Origin of the sequence: Stakelama flava (assembly GCF_019351405.1) — a bacterium.
Lineage (GTDB): Bacteria > Pseudomonadota > Alphaproteobacteria > Sphingomonadales > Sphingomonadaceae > Sphingomonas > Sphingomonas flava_A.
In genome coordinates this window covers 209188-226117 of sequence record NZ_JAHWZX010000003.1, presented here as the reverse complement: position 1 = coordinate 226117, position 16930 = coordinate 209188, and the positions used below count along the sequence as shown (strand labels likewise).

Genomic DNA, 16930 nt, shown 5'->3' with positions numbered 1-16930 from the left:
CCGGTGGACGTTATCGCGTCGAAAGGCAGGTCTCCTGGCTCGCGGGTCAAAGCGTACGATCCGTCTTCCCGGAACCATAGCGGTTACAGTGACATCGAGGATCGCCGCTCGCCGCTTACAGTTGCGGGGGCAGCGCCGGTTTCACACCGGCTTCCCGTCTTAGCTCCGGCGCGAACCATGCCCGGCCGGAGAACCTTCGACGCTGACCCTATCGCGCGGGACGGGCAGCCACGTCAAGCGCCATATAAAGAATTCTTTATGTCTCGTCCGCGCCGGTCGTCGGCCGGCCGAGCGGTGACACACCCTCACCGAAGTGGCAAAACCGAGGATTCCTTGATCGTTTCCATCGAGATATACGCGGATATGTCGGCCAGTTCGATTTCGGCAATCAACCGTTTATACACGCGGTCATAACAGCCGATATCGGGAATGATGACCTTCATCAGATAATCGAAATCGCCGGCCAGGCGGTGGCATTCGACGATTTCGGGGATTGCCGAGAGCACCTCGCGAAACCGGTCCAGCCAGGCATCGCTGTGCCGGGCGTGCACGATCACGAACACCGTCATCGGAACGTCCAGCTTGCCCCGGTCGAGCAGCGCGACGGTACGTTTGATATATCCCTGATCGCGAAGCTGCTGGATTCGCCGCGAACAGGCGGAGGAAGAAAGATTCACGCGTGCTGCAATTTCATAAACCGGCGTATCGGCGGAGTGCTGAAGCATATCTAGGATAGCGCGATCGCGCGGGTTGAGGCTCATTCGCCCTCTATGCGCGATTCAACCCGTTTGCACAAACTTATCGCGTTTAATTCCGCCGGCATGCATTTTGAACGCATGATCCGATAAAATCGCGGTTCGCTTTGCATCCTTTTAGCGTGCCAGACGCGCTACAATCAGCACATCATTTTTAAAAACGGACCTTTGCAGCATGCCGCCACTCCCCCCTGCCGATCATGCCCATTCGCGATCGGACTGGCACCGGCAGGCGTTACACATGCTGCACGCCGAACAGACCCGTTCCGCCGACACCCATTTGATCGCCGTTCCGCTGACCAACGCGCCCGATATCCAGCTTTACCTGAAGGATGAGGCGAGCCACCCGACCGGCAGCCTGAAACACCGCCTCGCGCGCTCGCTGTTCCTCTATGCGCTGTGCAACGGATGGATTGCACCGGGGTGCACGATCGTCGAAGCATCTTCCGGCTCCACTGCGGTGTCGGAGGCGTATTTCGCGAAAATGCTGGGGCTGCCCTTCGTGGCTGTGATCCCCGCCGACACCGCACAGGAAAAGATCGCGCTGATCGAGGCGCAGGGCGGCCGCTGCCACAAGGTTAAGGACGCACGTACCGTGTACGATGTCGCGGCGAACATCGCGCACGAAACGGGCGGCCATTATCTCGACCAGTTCACCTTTGCCGAACGGGCGACCGACTGGCGTGGCAACAACAATATCGCCCAGTCGATTTTCGAACAGATGCGCGATGAACCCAATCCGGTTCCGCGCTGGATCGTCTGCGGCGCGGGAACCGGCGGCACCTCGGCCACGATCGGCCGCTACATCCGCTATAGCGGCCACCCGACCGGGTTGTGCGTCGCCGATCCGGAAGCCTCCGTCTTTCATCGCCATTTCATCGACCGCACGATCAGGACGGTATCGGGCGCGCTGTCGCGGATCGAAGGGGTGGGGCGGGCACGGGTCGAACCATCGTTCCTGCCCGACGTGATTGACCGGATGATCGCGGTTCCCGATGCCGCCGCGATCGCCGCGGCAAAGCATCTCAGCCAGGTCCTGGGGCGCCGCTGCGGTCCTTCGACGGGCCTGAACCTTCATGCCTGTCTGGATACGATCGACGCCATGGTGGCACGCGGCGAGCGCGGTTCGATCGTCACGCTGCTGTGCGATTCGGGCGAACGCTATGCCTCGACCTGTTTCGACGCAGACTGGTGCGCGCAAAAGGGGTTCGGCGACGATGCCGGCCATGCCCGGCTGGAACATTATCTGCCGCTCGCCGGCTGATGCGATTGGCCCTGTGGCCTAACGCCGCCCAACCGATTAGGGCGAAAGCCGAACGCCGCGTTCAGATACCCTCTTTGCAGAAGGCGAAAGTGGCGCTATCGCCGCGCAACGCGCATCGGGGCGGTTAGCTCAGCTGGTAGAGCATCTCGTTTACACCGAGAGGGTCGGCGGTTCGAACCCGTCACCGCCCACCATCGCGCGCCATGCCTCTCCCGATTCTACAGCGCGCGCACCAGCCGCACCGCGACCGCCAGCCATGCCGGATCGGTGACCACCAATTGCCGCTGCCCCGCACCCGAGGGAAGCAGGTGCAGCCTGCCGCCATCCATGTCGATCAGCCTGCCAAAGATATAACGCCCCGCCGGACGCGGGACGAGGACATCGCGGTTCACCGCCGCCGCAAAGCCGTCAGGCGCTATCCTGCGGCACCACAGCTCGTCGCCAGCACGGTAATCACCGCTCGATCCGGTCACCGTCACCGCAACCATGCCCGGTTCGGCGCGCGGGGCAACCACCGTGGCGGGTCGGCGCGGCGCGCGCGCCTCTCCCCCGTCGAGAACGGCCGCCACGGGCAGTTCCGCCTGATCGGGCAGCTTCACCAAGTCCGCCGCCTCAACCCCCAGCGCATCGGCGATCCGGTTGAGCCATTTTACCGACACGGTTCGCGTTCCGGTTTCCAGCCGCCCGATCGTCTGTGCCGTGGTCGGCGGATCGCATCGCTGCGCCACCTCTTCCAACGTAAGCGACTTTGCCTTTCTGACATCACGGATCGCTGTGATCATTGCGCCCTCTTTTGAACCATATTGGTTTTTCTTCTGTCCTACAAAATACTCGCTATGGCAAGTGTCGGCCGAATCGAAGCGACGGAGGGACCCGCGATGCGGCAATTGGAAGAGCGTGAATTTCGGGACGGACAGGTTCGCGGTCCCGCCGGGCGACGCGGGCGCAGCATGACGGTCAACATGGCTGAATCGCCGCTTGGATGGTTGAAGGCGCGCGGCATGATCAGCGATGCGCAGTTCGAGGCGGGCGAGCGGCTGCGCGCCGATTACGAAACCGCCGCGATCGGCCCGCGCGTAACGATGCGCTGGGACCCGGCACCAAGCGGCCGTGCGCGCGGCGCGGCGCCCGATCCGGGCGATGCTACTCATGTGCAGATTTCGGCCAAGCGCCGCTTTGATGGCGCGCTGAAAGAAGCGGGGCCGGGACTGTCCGACATCCTATGGCGGGTCATCTGCGCGGGCGAAGGGCTTCCTACCGCCGAAAAGGCACTTGGCTGGCCCAGCCGCGCGGGTAAGCTGGTACTGTGCCTCGCGCTTGACCGGATCGCCGCCTTTTACCGCATCCGGTAACCGCGATTTTTCGTCCGCACGCGGCCCAGCCGGGCTTTACAGCGGTCGGGGGTCGCCGTCGGTCAGCACATGGGTGCAAAGCTGGGCGCCCGGCGTATCTTCGGCATCGAGCGCCTGTACCGTGACCCAGCCTTCGCGCCGCAGCGCCGCGCCGCGTTCCGGATCGCTGTCCAGCGGCAGGAACAGACGCCGCCGACCGTCCTGCCCCGCACCCAGCGCAAGGATCGCGTCGGCATAGAGCGAGAAGCCGACCGCGGGCTCTTCCCCGCCATCGCCGCGCAGGATGGTATACGCCCCGCCGCGTCCGATGGGCACGCGCCCGCCGGCGAGGAACAGCGAAAAGCCGAACCAGCGCTGATATTCGAAGCCGTGCCGCTCAGTCGGATCGAGCGTCACCGCGATATCGCCGCCCAGCACGCCCGCAATCTCCGCCAGCCCGTCCAGCCTGCTCGTCATGCTGTCGCCCGCCACGGCGCGCAGCTTTTCGCTCGCCCGTTCGAACGGCCCCGCCGCCTCGATCAGCGGCAGATAGGCCGGGTCGATCGCCGCCACTCCGGCCGCGTCCTTCGCATCCAGCCGGTCGCGAAGCTGCGCGAGATCGTTCCCGCCCAACGCGCCGCCAGCGAGCGTGTCGACCAGATCGGGCAAGGTGAAATCGATCGCGATTCCCGAAACCCCGGCCGCCTGTAACGCCTCTACCGCGACGGTGACGATTTCGCGCGCGGCGGCGACCGAATCGAGGCCGATCAGTTCCGCCCCGATCTGGCGAAGCGCGCGTTCGGGCTGCAATTCACTGGCGCGCAGCTTCACCACCGCCCCGGCATAGCACAGCCGAACCGGGCGCGGGTGATGCCCCATCCGCGTCGCGGCGATCCGGCCGATCTGTGCGGTCATGTCCGGCCGAATGGCGAGCGTGCGCTGCGACACCGGATCGACGAAGCGAACGGCGTCGCGCGCGCTCCCCGATTTCAACCGCGCGGCGAAGCTCTCCTCGAACTCGGCCAGCGGGGGATCGACCTGTTCATAGCCATGGGCGTGCGCGACATCGAGCACCGTGCGTTCCAGCCGGGACGCAGCGCCCGCCACCGGCGGCAACCGGTCATGAAACCCCTCGGGCAACAATCCGCCGCTCACCCGTCGATTCCCCGCATGTCAGCCTTCCTTCAGAACTCCAGCGCCATCGCCGTCTTGACGCCGGGTAGCGCGCGTACGGTATCAAGGAAGGCCTTGTCCATCGTTCCATCGACCGACAGCAGCAGGATCGCCTCTCCGCCCGCCTGACGCCGACCGAGATGGAAGGTGCCGATATTGACCCCCTTTTCGCCCAGCAGCGAGCCGAGACGGCCGATGAAACCGGGCTGATCCTCATTAACGACATACAGCATATGACCGATCAGATCGGCCTCCATCTGTATGCCGAACAATTCAACGAGCCGCGGCTTGTTGTCGCCAAACAACGTCCCGGCGACTGAGCGTTCGCCCTTGTCGGTGCGCACGGTGACGCGCACCAGCGTATGATAATCGCCCTCGCGATCATGGCGCACCTCGCGCACGTCAAGGCCGCGTTCCTTCGCGAGGAAGGGGGCGTTGACCATGTTCACCGAATCCGAATACGCGCCCATCAGCCCGGCGAGAACCGCGCCGGTGATCGGTTTCTGGTTCAGCTCGGCAGCCGCGCCCTCGGTCTCGATCGCAACGCTGGAAAGCGCGCCATGGGCGAGTTGCCCGACCAGCGACCCGATCTTTTCGGCAAGCGCCATATAGGGCTTCAGCCGCGGCGCCTCCTCCGCCGACAGGCTGGGCATGTTCAGCGCGTTGGTAACGCCGCCCGATAACAGGAAATCGCTCATCTGTTCGGCGACCTGGATCGCGACATTGACCTGCGCTTCCGTCGTGGAAGCGCCCAGATGCGGCGTGGAAATGAAGTTGGGCGTGCCGAACAGCGGGCTTTCCTTTGCCGGTTCGGCAACGAACACGTCGAGCGCGGCGCCCGCGATATGGCCCGAATCGAGCCCTTCCTTCAACGCCGCTTCATCGACCAGCCCGCCGCGCGCGCAGTTGATGATGCGAATGCCCTTCTTCGTCTTGGCGAGATTTTCCTTCGACAGGATGTTGCGCGTCTGATCGGTCAGCGGCGTGTGCAGCGTGATGAAATCGGCGCGGCCGAGCAGCGTGTCGAGATCGACCTTTTCGACACCCATTTCGATCGCGCGTTCTTCGGTCAGGAACGGGTCATAGGCAATGACTTTCATGCGAAGCCCGCGCGCGCGTTCGGCAACGATCGAACCGATATTGCCTGCCCCGATCAGGCCAAGCGTCTTCGACGTCAGCTCGACGCCCATGAATTTGGACTTTTCCCACTTGCCCGCCTGGGTGGAGGCGTCGGCTTCGGGCAATTGCCGGGCAAGCGCGAACATCAGCGCGATTGCGTGTTCGGCGGTGGTGATCGAATTGCCGAACGGCGTGTTCATCACCACCACGCCCCTGGACGATGCATAGGGGATATCGACATTGTCGACGCCGATCCCGGCGCGCCCGATGACCTTCAGGTTTGTCGCGGAATCGAGAATGTCCTTCGTCACCTTGGTCGCGGAGCGGATGGCGAGGCCGTCATACTCGCCAATGATCGCTTTCAACTCGTCGGGCGTCTTGCCGGTGATCTCATCTACCTCGATTCCGCGTGCGCGGAAGATTTCGGCGGCTTTGGGGTCCATCTTGTCGGAAATGAGGACTTTGGGCATGTCTTTGTACCTCGTCATCCCGGCGAAAAGCGGGATCTCTTTGATCTTGGAGAATGTTGCGCGAAATCCCGGATCACGTCCGGGATGACGCCGCTCAGCGCGGCGCCACCTGCGCCCAGGCCCAGTCGAGCCAGGGGCCGAGCGCTTCGATATCGCTCGTATCCACGGTCGCCCCGCACCAGATGCGCAGGCCCGGCGGTGCATCGCGATACCCCGCGATGTCATAGGCGGCGCCTTCGGCTTCGAGCAGCGAGGCCATCTTCTTCACCATCGCAGCCTGCGCATCGGCATCGGCATCGGTGACGAGTTTCAGGCACACGCTGGTGTTCGACCGGATCGCGTGTTCGACGGGAAGGTGATCGAGCCAGTCGCGCGCCTCTACGATCCGGCCAAGCGCGGTGGCGTTCGCGGTTGATCGCGCGATCAGCGCGTTCAGCCCGCCGATCGATTTCGCCCATTCCAGCGCGAAGATATAATCCTCGACCGCCAGCATCGACGGCGTGTTGATCGTCGCACCTTCGAAAATGCCCTCGATCAGCTTGCCGCCCTTGGTCATACGGAAGATTTTCGGCAGCGGTCGGTCAGGGGTATAGCTTTCCAGCCGCTCGACCGCACGCGGGCCGAGGATCAGGATGCCGTGGCCGCCCTCTCCGCCCATCACCTTCTGCCAGGAAAAGGTGGTGACATCGAGCTTGTCCCAGGGAAGCTCCATCGCGAAAACCGCGCTGGTCGCATCTGCGAAGGTTAGCCCTTCGCGATCCTCGCGAATCCATTCGCCGTCCGGCACGCGAACCCCGCTGGTGGTGCCGTTCCACGTGAAGATCACGTCATGGCTCTGATCGACCGCGGCGAGATCTGGAAGCGCGCCGTATTCGGCCTTCATCACAACCGGATCGATCCGAAGCTGCTTGACCGCATCGGTCACCCAGCCCTCGCCGAAGCTTTCCCAGGCGAGGCAGGTGACGGGACGCGCGCCGAGCATCGACCACATCGCCATTTCCACCGCGCCGGTATCGGAGGCGGGAACGATGCCGATGCGATGCGTGTCGGGAACGTTCAGGATTTCGCGGGTCAGGTCGATCGCGTGTTTCAGGCGGCCCTTGCCCAGCTTCGAACGGTGCGAGCGGCCAAGCGAATCGGTGGCCAGCTTTTCGGGCGACCAGCCGGGCGGCTTTGCACAGGGTCCGGAAGAGAAATGGGGGCGCGCCGGCTTTTCGGCGGGTTTCGCGGGCGCAACTGTGGCGCCGGGTACGGTCGTATCGGTCATGTCAGTCTCTCCTTGCAGAGAGCTCGCGCTGCGTTGGGACAGCGTGGCCCGCCGACGGCCCTAGCGATGGCCCGGCATCTGTCAAGCCAAGTTCGGTGAACCGTCCGTCGCATCGGGATGCAATTCACGCATGCTTTGCTATGAAGGCGGATATGCGTGCCATTTTCCGTCCGGTTTCCGCCCTGTTGCTCGCCTCGCTGCTCGCCGGCTGCATTTTCGGCGGCGGCGAAAAGGATCGCCCCGCGCCGCGGCAAAGCGCGCACAAGACCGTTGCCGCGCCGCCGACGAATCGCGAAACGCGGCAATGCTATGCCGACCTCAGCCGGGGAGGGTATCAGTTCCGCCCGCTGCCCGACCGCGATTATGGCGGCGGGTGCGAGGTTCGCGGCGCGGTGCAGCTTCTCGACATCGGCGTGCCGGTCACCGGGATCAAGGCGATGCAATGCGGGCTTGCCGACAAGTTCACGGCATGGATCACCCATGGCGTGCGCCCGGCGGCGATCCAGATTCTGGGCAGCGACGTGGTGCGGGTCGAAACCTATGGCACCTATGCCTGCCGCAACATTCGCGGCAACGCATCGGCATCGGGCAAGCTGTCGCAGCATGCCAAGGCGAATGCGGTCGATGTGTCGGGCTTCGTATTGGCTGACGGGCGTCATATCACGGTCGAAAAGGACTGGGACACGAACGATTCGCGTATCCACCGCTTTATGGAAGTCATCCATGCCTCGGCCTGCAAGCGCTTCGACACGGTGCTCAGCCCCGATTACAACGCGGCGCATTACAACCATTTCCACATCGACATGGGCGGCGGCCATTTCTGCCGATAGCGCGGGCATGCCCGCCATGGCTTGCACGCGCGACGCGAAACGCTAAGCCCCTCTGAATGAAAGATACCCGAGTACCGTCCCGCGTGTTCCGCCCTGCGCAGCAGGAAGCGGAGACTGCCCGAACCCATGGCCATACGCCGCAAACCGAACATCCGGCCTATCGCCTCGCCTTTCAGGACATGGATTTCCTGCTACGCGAGGATCTGCGCCCCGTCCGGTTCCAGCTTGAACTGCTCAAACCGCAACTGATCATGGATGAGGCGAAGATCGCCTCCACGCTGGTCATGTACGGTTCGGCGCGCATCCCCGAACCCGAAAAGGCGCAGGCGCTGCTCGACCTTGCCGAGGATGACCGCGCGAAGCGGATTGCCGAGCGGCTTATCGCCAAGTCGAAATATTACGAGGTCGCACGCGAACTCGGCCGCATCGCCGGCAAATTTCCCGCCGACGAAGCAGGCAATCGGCATTTCGTGGTATGTTCGGGCGGCGGACCGTCGATCATGGAAGCGGCCAATCGCGGCGCTGCCGATGTCGGCGCCGAATCGATCGGCCTCAACATCGTATTGCCGCACGAACAGGCGCCCAATCCCTATGTTACCCCGTCGCTGTCGATGCAGTTCCACTATTTCGCGCTCCGCAAGATGCACTTCCTGCTGCATGCGCGCGCGGTGGCGGTCTTCCCCGGCGGGTTCGGCACGTTCGACGAAAGTTTCGAACTGCTGACCCTGATCCAGACCGGCAAGATCGACCCGATGCCGGTGCTGTTCTATGGCAAGGAATTCTGGAACCGCGTGATCGATTTCGAAGCGCTGTGCGACGAAGGCGTCATCTCCCCGCGCGACCTCGACCTGTTCCACTTCGTCGAAACGGCCGAAGAAGGCTGGGAACGGATTCGCGATTTCTATCGCAACCGCGACGACGTCGAGCTGGAGTGATCCAAGGCGGCGCGCCGGGCGATTATCCCGACGCGACCGCAGTGTCGATCACGAAGCGAAACCGGTCGATCGCGACAGTGTTTCCCATTCGGTTATTTCAGCGCGCATCGCATCGAGCTTTGCATCGACGAGCGAAAGCGCGTCGTCGCCAAGGAACAGCCGCACCGGTGGATCGGGTGCATCGACAATGGCTAGCAGCGCCTGCGCGGCCTTTGCCGGATCGCCCGGCTGCTGCCCGCTTTTCGCCTTTCGCGCCGCGCGGATCGGGTCCATCACCGAATCATAGTCTGCGATGCTGCGCGGCGTGCGGTCCATCGACCGGCCCGCCCAGTCGGTGCGGAACTGGCCTGGCGCTAGCGCGGTAACCCGTATCCCCAGCGACGCCACCTCCTTGCGCAGCGCTTCGCTGATGCCCTCCAGCGCGAACTTGCTGCCGCAATAAAAGCTGATGCCGGGCATGGTGATGAAGCCGCCCATCGATGTTACGTTGATGATGTGCCCGGCCCGCCTTTTCCGCATCCCGGGCAGCACCGCCTTGGTCATCGCGACCGCGCCGAACACATTGGCTGCAAACTGCCTTTGGAGATCGTCCATCGACGATTCCTCCATAACGCCTTCATGCCCATAGCCGGCGTTGTTCACCAGAATGTCGACCGGTCCCGCCTGCCGCTCGGCACCGGCCACGGCGGCGGGAATGGCGGCATAATCGGTCACATCGAGCAGCAGCGGATGCGCGCGCCCGGCGGCCTTCGCGGCGAAGGCTTCGGCATCGTCTTCGCGGCGAACGGTTCCGATCACAACATGCCCGGCGTCAAGCGCGCCCTCGGCGAAAGCCTGGCCAAGGCCCGAGCTCACCCCGGTTATCAGAAAGGTTTTGGGACTGGCGGTCGTCATCGTCTAACTCCGGGATAGCCTTTAAGTATATCATGATATAGATTGCGACATGACCGACAGCAAGACCGAACAATCCGGACCTCGCGGCGAACCACTTCGCCGTCGCGTGCTGGACGCCGCCGAACATTTGCTGCGTCAAGGAAAAGCGGGTTTTTCCATGCGCGAGCTGGCCACTCAGGCGGGTGTCAGTTTCGCCACCCCGTTCAACCAGTTCGGAAGCAAGGCTGCGATCATGCACGCGCTTTCGAAGCGGCGGATCGATACGATGGCCAGCCGTTTCACCGCCGCACCGGCGCTGCGCGACACGCGAAGCCGCGTATTGCTGGCCATCGATATTGCTGTGGCGGTGATGATCGAGGAGCCGGAGGTCAACCGCGCCGTCATGAGCTGGGTCGGCACTGAGGGGCCGGGACAGGTGCTCGCGCACTCAACGACGCTGTGGACGCTGGCGCTGGGCGACGGCGAAGGGTTGATCGAAGTGCTACGAGAGGAAGCGCTTCGCTGCCTGCCGCGGCAGCTTGCCTTCGTCTTTCGCGGGGTACTGTCTTTCTGGACTGCGGGCGAACTTGCCGACGATGCGCTCGCCGCCAATGCGCGTGAGGCGGGGCAAACCCTGTTGCTGGGCTTTGCCGGGGCGTCGGGTGAGTATGGCTGACATGTCGGACCGAGCCTGAAATCACCTCCGCCTCGTAATCGGCGGAAACGCGCCTATTGGTCGGGCGAAGGCTGCTGCCCCGTCTTGGCGGGCGGCATGTTCATTTCGACCGCGTTTTCCTGCGCCCCGGTTTCGTTGGCGGCGCCCGCCGCATTCGCCGGAGCCCCTTCATTGTCGCCGCCGGTCGCTTCGGGCGGAGGCGGTGCGGGAAGCGGCACGTTCGACCCGTTCTGGTTGAGGTAGAGGATCACATTCGCTCGGTCCTGCGGGTCCGATAGCCCGGCAAAGGTCATTTTCGTTCCGGCGGCGAACTTGCGCGGACTGGTCAGCCATTCGTCCAGATTTTCGAACGTCCATTTGCCGCCGTGCGAGGCAAGCGCATCGGAAAAGGCAAAGCCGCGCTTGCCATGGCCGATCTCCTCACCAACCGTACCCCACAGATTGGGGCCGATGCCATTGGCCGCGCCTTGCGCAACAGTGTGGCAGGCGGTGCATTTGTTGAACACCTTCTCACCCGCCGCTGCGTCGGCGGCGGCAAGCCGTGTCGCGATCGGCGCGACCTGATCGCCCTCATCGCCGCCCGTCGCGACGCCCTCCACCGGATAGCCGAACTTTTCGGGGGCCTCCTGCTCGAACACCATGCCGCTTGCGATCGACAGGCCAAGCGCGGCGACGCAGCCCGCCAGGACCCAGCCCGCGATTGTATTCGTGCGATTATCCATAGTCCCCGCCCGACCTTTATTGCCGTGTTTGAAGGTAAAAGCCTTAAAGCCAGCGCGCCCGCGCCGCAAGCCGCGCTTGCCTAACCAGTCGCGGCGATCTAATCCGCCGCTCCCATGCAGGAATTTCCGGCCCCCGCGCAGCCCCTGATCGCGCGGATGACTGAAGCGGCGGCGCAAGAGCCGCATCGTGCCGTCGCGTATCAGGGCGCGCCGGGGGCCAATTCGCATATCGCGGCGCTACAGGCGTTTCCCGACTGTCTGCCGCTGCCCTGTTTCGGTTTCGGCGATGCGATCGACGCAGTGCGCGACGGCCGCGCCGATTGCGCCATCATCCCGATCGAAAATTCGCAGCATGGTCGCGTCGCCGACATGCATTTCCTGCTGCCCGAATCGGGGCTGGTGATTACCGGCGAACATTTCCTGCCCATCCGCCATGCGCTGATGAGCACCGGCGCGCGCGCCGACATTCGTCAGGCGATCAGCCATCCGCAGGCGATCGGCCAGTGCCGCCACTGGCTTGCCGATCAGGGAATAGCCGGCATCGCCTATGCCGATACGGCGGGCGCCGCCGCGCGGGTAAAGGAACTGTGCGACCCGCATGTCGCCGCGCTTGCCCCGCCGATGGCGGCCGAGTTGTATGGCCTTACGCTGCACGAAAGCAGCATCGCCGATGCCGATCACAACACCACGCGCTTCGTCGTGCTGGCGCGCGAAGCACCGGTGACGCAACCCGAAGGCGCGATGATGACGACGCTGATGTTCGCGGTAAAGAACGTCCCCGCCGCGCTGTACAAGGCGCTGGGCGGTTTCGCGACCAACGGGGTGAACCTAACCAAGTTGGAAAGCTATCAGCGCGAAGGCAGCTTCGCCCCATCCGAATTCTATTGCGATATCGAAGGCGCACCGGGCGATCCGGCGATCGACCGCGCGCTGGAGGAACTGCGTTTTCAGACCAAATGGCTGCGCCTGCTGGGCAGCTATCCGCAGGCGCGCCGACGCGGGTAGGACGCTCGCCAGCCGTCAGCGCTCGCCCTGCCGTTCCAGCCAGACCGACAACAGCGTATGCGCGATCGCGTGGCGCGGCGGCGGCAGGAATGCGGCGTCCGCTCCCCCGGCAAGCGCGGCGGCGACCTGTTCACGCGTGAACCAGCGCGCATCTTCCAGTTCGTTGGTATCGACCGTGATGGCATCGTCCTTCGCCTCGGCGATGCACGCGATCATCAGCGACGAGGGGAAGGGCCAGGGCTGGCTGGCGACATAGCGGACCGCGCCGACGTGGATTCCCGCTTCCTCATGCGTTTCGCGCACCACCGCTTCCTCGATCGATTCGCCGACCTCCAAAAAACCGGCAAGCGCCGACCAGCGCCCTTGCGGCCACGCCGCCTGCCGCCCCAGCAGCGCGCGACCGTCATGTTCGGCAATCATGATGACGACGGGATCGGTGCGCGGGAAATGCTCCGCAGCGCATGCGGTGCATTTTCGCGCCCATCCCGCCCGGATCATGTCGGTCGCGCCGCCGCACACCGAACAGAATCGGTGGCGCATATGCCAGGCGACCAGACTGCGCGCCGCCGCATAATGTGCGGCATCCTCGCGCGGCAGTGTGGCGATACGCTGCGCCACATCCGCCATACCGCCGCCCGGTACACTGCGCGGCGGAACCGCGACGAAATGCGGCACATCGCCGTCGAATCCGAGCAGTACGAGTGCCTCTTCCTCCCCTGCATCGGACAGTGGCCTCCATTGTAGTCCCCCGGCCGCATCAGTAACCGGCGCCAGTCCGTCGAGCCGCAACAGCCGCGCATGCGGGTCGCGCAGCGCCGCCGCAATCGCTTCCGGATCGGTTCGAACAGGGTCGGCGCGGTCAAGCTGGCCGCCGGTAAGGCCGGGCGCGATCACTTGCCCAGATCGGAATAGATTCGCGAAACCATTTCGCGGCGCAGCGGCCATTTGTCGGCGGGAATGTAATTGACCATGATCGTGCCGCGCACCTGTTTCTCCGGATCGACCCATGCGATGGTGCCGGCAGCGCCGCCCCAGCCATAGGTGCCCTTGCCCGGCCCGCCCGGAACATCGTCCAGATAGACCGAACCCCCTGCACCGAAACCCATTTTCGGTCCCGCCGCGCCGCCGGTCGATCCGTCGACCCCGGTGAAGGTCACGCCTTTGGGCAGCAGGTTCGACATGGCGAGCTTCACCGTTTCGGGCTTCATCACCTGAACCCCGTCGAGCGACCCGCCATTTTGCAGCATGTGCAGGAAGCGGTCGTAATCGCGCGCGGACATCACCAGCCCCGCCCCGCCATAGGGAAAGCTTGGCGGATCGAGGAACACCGACGTCGCACCGGGATCGACGGGAACGCGCGTATCGCCCATCCAGATATAGTTGGTGGCCAGCCGGTTCTTCTGATCGGCGGGCACCGTCCACCAGGTCGATTCCATCTTCAGCGGGGTCAGAATGCGCTGATTGACATATTGGTCGAAGGGCATGCCACTCGCCACCTCGATCACCCGGCCCATGACGTCCAGCCCGATCGAATAGCTCCATTTGGTGCCGGGATCGGCAATCAGCGGCAGCTTGGCGACCCGGTCGGCGAATTCGGCAAGCGAAGCGGGGCGGGTCGCCCGCACGCCCTTTTCATACCCCCGGCTGATCGTCGCGGGAAGAATGCCGTTTGCTTCATATTCCTTCAACAGCGCGCCCTTGGTGATGATCGAATAGCCAAGGCCCGCCGTATGGGTGAGCAGGTTGCGGATGGTGATAGGATTTTTCGCCGGGCGGCTTTCCAGGCTCTCGGTGTCCGGCTTCACCAGCACCTTCATATTTTTGAACGCGGGCAGAAAGTCGCTCACCGGCTGGTCGAGCGACATCTTGCCGTCCTCGATCAGCGTCATCGCCGCCATCGCAGTGATCGGCTTCGTCATCGAATAGACGCGCCACAGCGTGTCCGGGCCAGCCTTGGCATCCGAATCGTCGGCGATGGTTCCGTCGGCGACAAAGGTCGCGGCATTGCCGTCGGCCCCGATCGCGGCGACGATTCCCGGTGCGCGATCGTCGGTGACGAATTGCCTGGCGAAGGCGGCGGTTTTCGGCAGTTCAATCGCCTTGGCGGTTTCGCCCGAATGTTCGGACATCCCCTGCCCGCCCCCCCGGCCGACTACGCCCTGTCCGGCGAGCACCGGCTGGCCGGCCGCCAGTACGGCCATCGCCGCCAGCGCGATTCCAAGCCGCTTGTTCAGCATTCGTAGCTCCTCATAATCCTGGCCGCTTTGGCGAAAAGCGTTGGCAGACCGGCCGATTCGATATCGTCGATGTCCCACCATTCGCCGCTGTTATCCCCGATGTGCCCGGTGACGCTGCACGCCGCAAGCGCAGCATCGAGCGTAAAATGGGTGAAGCCATGCTGAACGGATTTTCCGGTCATCGCCCAGTCGCCCTCCACCGGTGCGCCGTCCAGTCCCGGCGGCACCGCCTGCCACGGACCGGTGGGCAGGGCGCGCATCCCGCCCAGCATCCCCTTGTCCGGGCGACGCACCAGCAGCACCTTGCCAGCGCGTTCAAGCCAGAAGATCGTGCCGTGACGATGCGGCCGCGCCTTTTTGGCTTCGCGCCGGGGATAGGCTTCGGGTTCGCCCGTGGCGCACGCGCGACAATCCGCCGACAGCGGGCAGAGCATGCATTGCGGCCGCCGGGCGATGCAGATCGTCGCGCCAAGGTCCATCATCGCCTGGGCGAAATCGCCGGCGCGCGCATCGGGCGTTACCTGATCGGCGAGCGCGCGAACCTCCGCCTTGCCGCGCGGCAGCGGTGTTTGCAGCGCGGCAAGCCGGGCGACGACGCGTTCGACATTGGCATCGACCACAACCGCGCGGCGTTCAAAGGCGATCGCGGCGATCGCGGCGGCGGTGTAATCGCCGATACCGGGCAGCGCACGAAGCCCCGCCTCGCTATCGGGCAATTTACCGCCATGTTCCCATACCACTGCGCGCGCGCAGGCCAGCATGTTGCGCGCCCTGGCATAATAGCCCAGTCCAGCCCATGCGGCCATGACATCGGCATCCTGTGCACCTGCGAGCGCGGCGAAATCGGGCCAGCGGCGTGTAAAGGCGTCGAAATAGGGTTTCACCGTCGCGACCTGCGTCTGTTGCAGCATTACCTCCGACAGCCACACCCGATACGCATCGCCGGGCGCGTTTCCGGGCGGACTGCGCCAGGGAAGATCGCGGGCATGACGATCATACCAGGCAAGAAGCGAAGGGGCGATGGTCGAAGGAAGCTTGGCGGGCACGCGCCGCCTATGGCATGAGTGGACGCGATGACGAAGAGCGGGAATCGAAATCCGGGAAAAGCGAAAGCGGGCGAGCGCCGTTATGGCCATGCGCGCGCGCTTTCCGAACTGCTGCCTGATGTCGGGCGCGCGGCATTCCGCCGCTATGGCTTCGTACAGAGCGCGATCGTCAGCCGCTGGCCCGAAATCGTCGGCGAACGCTATGCGCGCGTTTCCAGCCCCGAATCGATCCGTTTTCCGCGCGGCGAACGCAGCGAAGGCGTGCTCGCGCTGACCGTGGCGGGCGCGCATGGCACGATGATGCAGCATATCGCGCCGGAAATCATCGAACGCGTGAACCGGTTTTTCGGCTATCCCGCCGTCGCGCGCGTCCAGTTTCGTCAGGGCGTGGTCAGCCGCCCCCGACGCCCTGCCCCGCCATCGCCAACCCCCACCCGCCCCGGTGAACTGGGCGAAGGATTGCGCGCCATCGCCGATCCCGAACTTCGCGAGGTTCTGGGCGCGCTGGCGATGAGCGTCGAACAACCGGTGGTCCACATTCCCAAGCTTGGAAAGATCAGTTGATGCGTCTGTTTTTCGCGGCGCTTGCCGCGCTGCTGGTTTCCCCCGCGCTCTCGCAGGGCCATCCGGTCACGCCAATGGCGGTTTCGCAAGAGGGGGCGGATCTGGTGTTCGGCGCCGCTTCGGCACCGGTCACGCTGGACGAATATCTAAGCTATACCTGCCCGCATTGTGCGCATTTCGCCGAGGAGGCCGATGACGCGATCGAGGCGATGGCCGCCAGCGGCACGCTGCGGGTGCGGCTGATCCCCGCCGTGCGCGACCCGCTCGACGTGGCGGAGGCGATGCTGGTGCGCTGCGCCCCGCCCGATCTCGCACTTTCGCTGCACAGGGCATTTTTCGCCCGGCAGGAGGAACTGTACAACGCCGCTCGCCGCGACCCCGCTTTTTACACGCGCGTACCCGAACTGACGGGCAAGGATATTGCGGCGGTGGTCGCCGCGACCCCGCTTCCCGCAATCGTCGAACAGGCAGGCATGGATAAGGCGGCACTGGCCGCGTGCACCGTTAACGGCGCGGCGCTTGCCCGGCTGACGACAAATGCGAAACAGGTGTGGACTAAGATCGAAGGCACGCCCAGCTTCGCGGTCAACGGCGCGCTGCTCGATGTAAATGACTGGCCCTCGGTGCAAGCGCGCATCGCGGCCGCGCAGGATTCAAAATAGG

At 64.4% G+C, this 16930-nt stretch carries 18 protein-coding genes, 1 tRNA gene and 1 riboswitch; of the genes, 9 read left to right on the top strand and 10 right to left on the bottom strand.

Annotation, left to right across the window (positions count from 1 at the left end; translation table 11 throughout):
• Window positions 1–6: 6 nt before the first annotated feature.
• Window positions 7–213, bottom strand: a riboswitch (cobalamin riboswitch).
• A gap of 92 nt (window positions 214–305) precedes the next feature.
• On the bottom strand, window positions 306–761 hold the full coding sequence (locus KY084_RS04840) for an Lrp/AsnC family transcriptional regulator (RefSeq protein WP_219237303.1): 456 nt from the start codon (window positions 759–761) through the stop codon (window positions 306–308).
• A 169-nt stretch (window positions 762–930) separates the two neighbouring features.
• Here KY084_RS04840 and KY084_RS04835 point away from each other — a divergent pair, with 169 nt between their 5' ends.
• Window positions 931–2019: a PLP-dependent cysteine synthase family protein gene (locus KY084_RS04835; protein WP_219237302.1), complete on the top strand. Its 1089-nt coding sequence runs from the start codon at window positions 931–933 to the stop codon at window positions 2017–2019.
• Window positions 2020–2137: 118 nt separating this feature from the next.
• Window positions 2138–2213: transfer RNA gene (locus KY084_RS04830), tRNA-Val, on the top strand.
• A 24-nt stretch (window positions 2214–2237) separates the two neighbouring features.
• Here the strand turns inward: KY084_RS04830 and KY084_RS04825 are convergent.
• Complete coding sequence (locus KY084_RS04825; protein WP_219237301.1) at window positions 2238–2801, bottom strand: helix-turn-helix domain-containing protein; 564 nt, start codon at window positions 2799–2801, stop codon at window positions 2238–2240.
• 96 nt (window positions 2802–2897) lie between these two features.
• Here KY084_RS04825 and KY084_RS04820 point away from each other — a divergent pair, with 96 nt between their 5' ends.
• The gene (locus KY084_RS04820) at window positions 2898–3371 is read left to right on the top strand and encodes a DUF6456 domain-containing protein (protein ID WP_219237300.1); all 474 of its coding nucleotides are present in this window, start codon (window positions 2898–2900) and stop codon (window positions 3369–3371) included.
• Between the two features lie 36 nt (window positions 3372–3407).
• Here the strand turns inward: KY084_RS04820 and KY084_RS04815 are convergent, their stop codons facing one another.
• From KY084_RS04815 to KY084_RS04805, 3 genes are all read right to left on the bottom strand, one after another.
• A complete protein-coding gene (locus tag KY084_RS04815; RefSeq protein WP_219237299.1) occupies window positions 3408–4505 on the bottom strand; it encodes an ATP phosphoribosyltransferase regulatory subunit in 1098 nt (365 codons plus the stop codon).
• A 29-nt stretch (window positions 4506–4534) separates the two neighbouring features.
• Window positions 4535–6112 (bottom strand): phosphoglycerate dehydrogenase, encoded by a 1578-nt coding sequence (serA, locus tag KY084_RS04810; RefSeq protein ID WP_219237298.1) that lies wholly within the window; start codon window positions 6110–6112, stop codon window positions 4535–4537.
• A gap of 94 nt (window positions 6113–6206) precedes the next feature.
• Entirely contained in the window at window positions 6207–7379 is a 1173-nt protein-coding gene (locus KY084_RS04805; protein ID WP_219237297.1) for a phosphoserine transaminase, read from the bottom strand.
• A 152-nt stretch (window positions 7380–7531) separates the two neighbouring features.
• On the opposite strand from KY084_RS04805, the gene KY084_RS04800 reads away from it, so the two are divergent.
• Both KY084_RS04800 and KY084_RS04795 read left to right on the top strand, forming a co-directional pair.
• Entirely contained in the window at window positions 7532–8209 is a 678-nt protein-coding gene (locus tag KY084_RS04800; protein WP_219237296.1) for an extensin-like domain-containing protein, read from the top strand.
• Window positions 8210–8265: 56 nt separating this feature from the next.
• On the top strand, window positions 8266–9144 hold the full coding sequence (locus KY084_RS04795) for an LOG family protein (protein WP_219237295.1): 879 nt from the start codon (window positions 8266–8268) through the stop codon (window positions 9142–9144).
• A 48-nt stretch (window positions 9145–9192) separates the two neighbouring features.
• On the opposite strand, the gene KY084_RS04790 is transcribed toward KY084_RS04795, so the two are convergent.
• The gene (locus KY084_RS04790; RefSeq protein WP_219237294.1) at window positions 9193–10038 is read right to left on the bottom strand and encodes an oxidoreductase; all 846 of its coding nucleotides are present in this window, start codon (window positions 10036–10038) and stop codon (window positions 9193–9195) included.
• A 49-nt stretch (window positions 10039–10087) separates the two neighbouring features.
• Here KY084_RS04790 and KY084_RS04785 point away from each other — a divergent pair, with 49 nt between their 5' ends.
• Window positions 10088–10693, top strand: coding sequence for a TetR/AcrR family transcriptional regulator (locus KY084_RS04785; RefSeq protein WP_219237293.1), 606 nt, complete (start codon window positions 10088–10090; stop codon window positions 10691–10693).
• Window positions 10694–10746: 53 nt separating this feature from the next.
• Here KY084_RS04785 and KY084_RS04780 read toward each other — a convergent pair whose 3' ends face one another.
• A complete protein-coding gene (locus KY084_RS04780) occupies window positions 10747–11415 on the bottom strand; it encodes a c-type cytochrome (RefSeq protein ID WP_219237292.1) in 669 nt (222 codons plus the stop codon).
• A gap of 114 nt (window positions 11416–11529) precedes the next feature.
• Here KY084_RS04780 and KY084_RS04775 point away from each other — a divergent pair, with 114 nt between their 5' ends.
• Window positions 11530–12420: a prephenate dehydratase gene (locus KY084_RS04775; RefSeq protein WP_219237291.1), complete on the top strand. Its 891-nt coding sequence runs from the start codon at window positions 11530–11532 to the stop codon at window positions 12418–12420.
• A 15-nt stretch (window positions 12421–12435) separates the two neighbouring features.
• On the opposite strand, the gene nudC is transcribed toward KY084_RS04775, so the two are convergent.
• Genes nudC through KY084_RS04760 form a run of 3 tightly spaced genes read right to left on the bottom strand, consistent with a single transcriptional unit; the run spans window position 12436 to window position 15703 of the window.
• Window positions 12436–13314: an NAD(+) diphosphatase gene (gene nudC, locus KY084_RS04770; RefSeq protein WP_219237290.1), complete on the bottom strand. Its 879-nt coding sequence runs from the start codon at window positions 13312–13314 to the stop codon at window positions 12436–12438.
• Entirely contained in the window at window positions 13311–14657 is a 1347-nt protein-coding gene (locus KY084_RS04765; protein WP_246586875.1) for a serine hydrolase domain-containing protein, read from the bottom strand. The genes nudC and KY084_RS04765 overlap by 4 nt, the downstream gene beginning before the upstream one ends.
• Window positions 14651–15703, bottom strand: coding sequence for an A/G-specific adenine glycosylase (locus tag KY084_RS04760; RefSeq protein ID WP_343227950.1), 1053 nt, complete (start codon window positions 15701–15703; stop codon window positions 14651–14653). Before KY084_RS04760 ends, KY084_RS04765 begins: the two co-directional genes overlap by 7 nt.
• A gap of 27 nt (window positions 15704–15730) precedes the next feature.
• Here KY084_RS04760 and KY084_RS04755 point away from each other — a divergent pair, with 27 nt between their 5' ends.
• Both KY084_RS04755 and KY084_RS04750 read left to right on the top strand, forming a co-directional pair.
• Window positions 15731–16267, top strand: a complete 537-nt coding sequence (locus KY084_RS04755; RefSeq protein ID WP_219237288.1) for a DUF721 domain-containing protein — start codon at window positions 15731–15733, stop codon at window positions 16265–16267.
• Window positions 16267–16929, top strand: a complete 663-nt coding sequence (locus KY084_RS04750) for a DsbA family protein (RefSeq protein WP_219237287.1) — start codon at window positions 16267–16269, stop codon at window positions 16927–16929. The genes KY084_RS04755 and KY084_RS04750 overlap by 1 nt, the downstream gene beginning before the upstream one ends.
• Window position 16930: the final 1 nt, after the last annotated feature.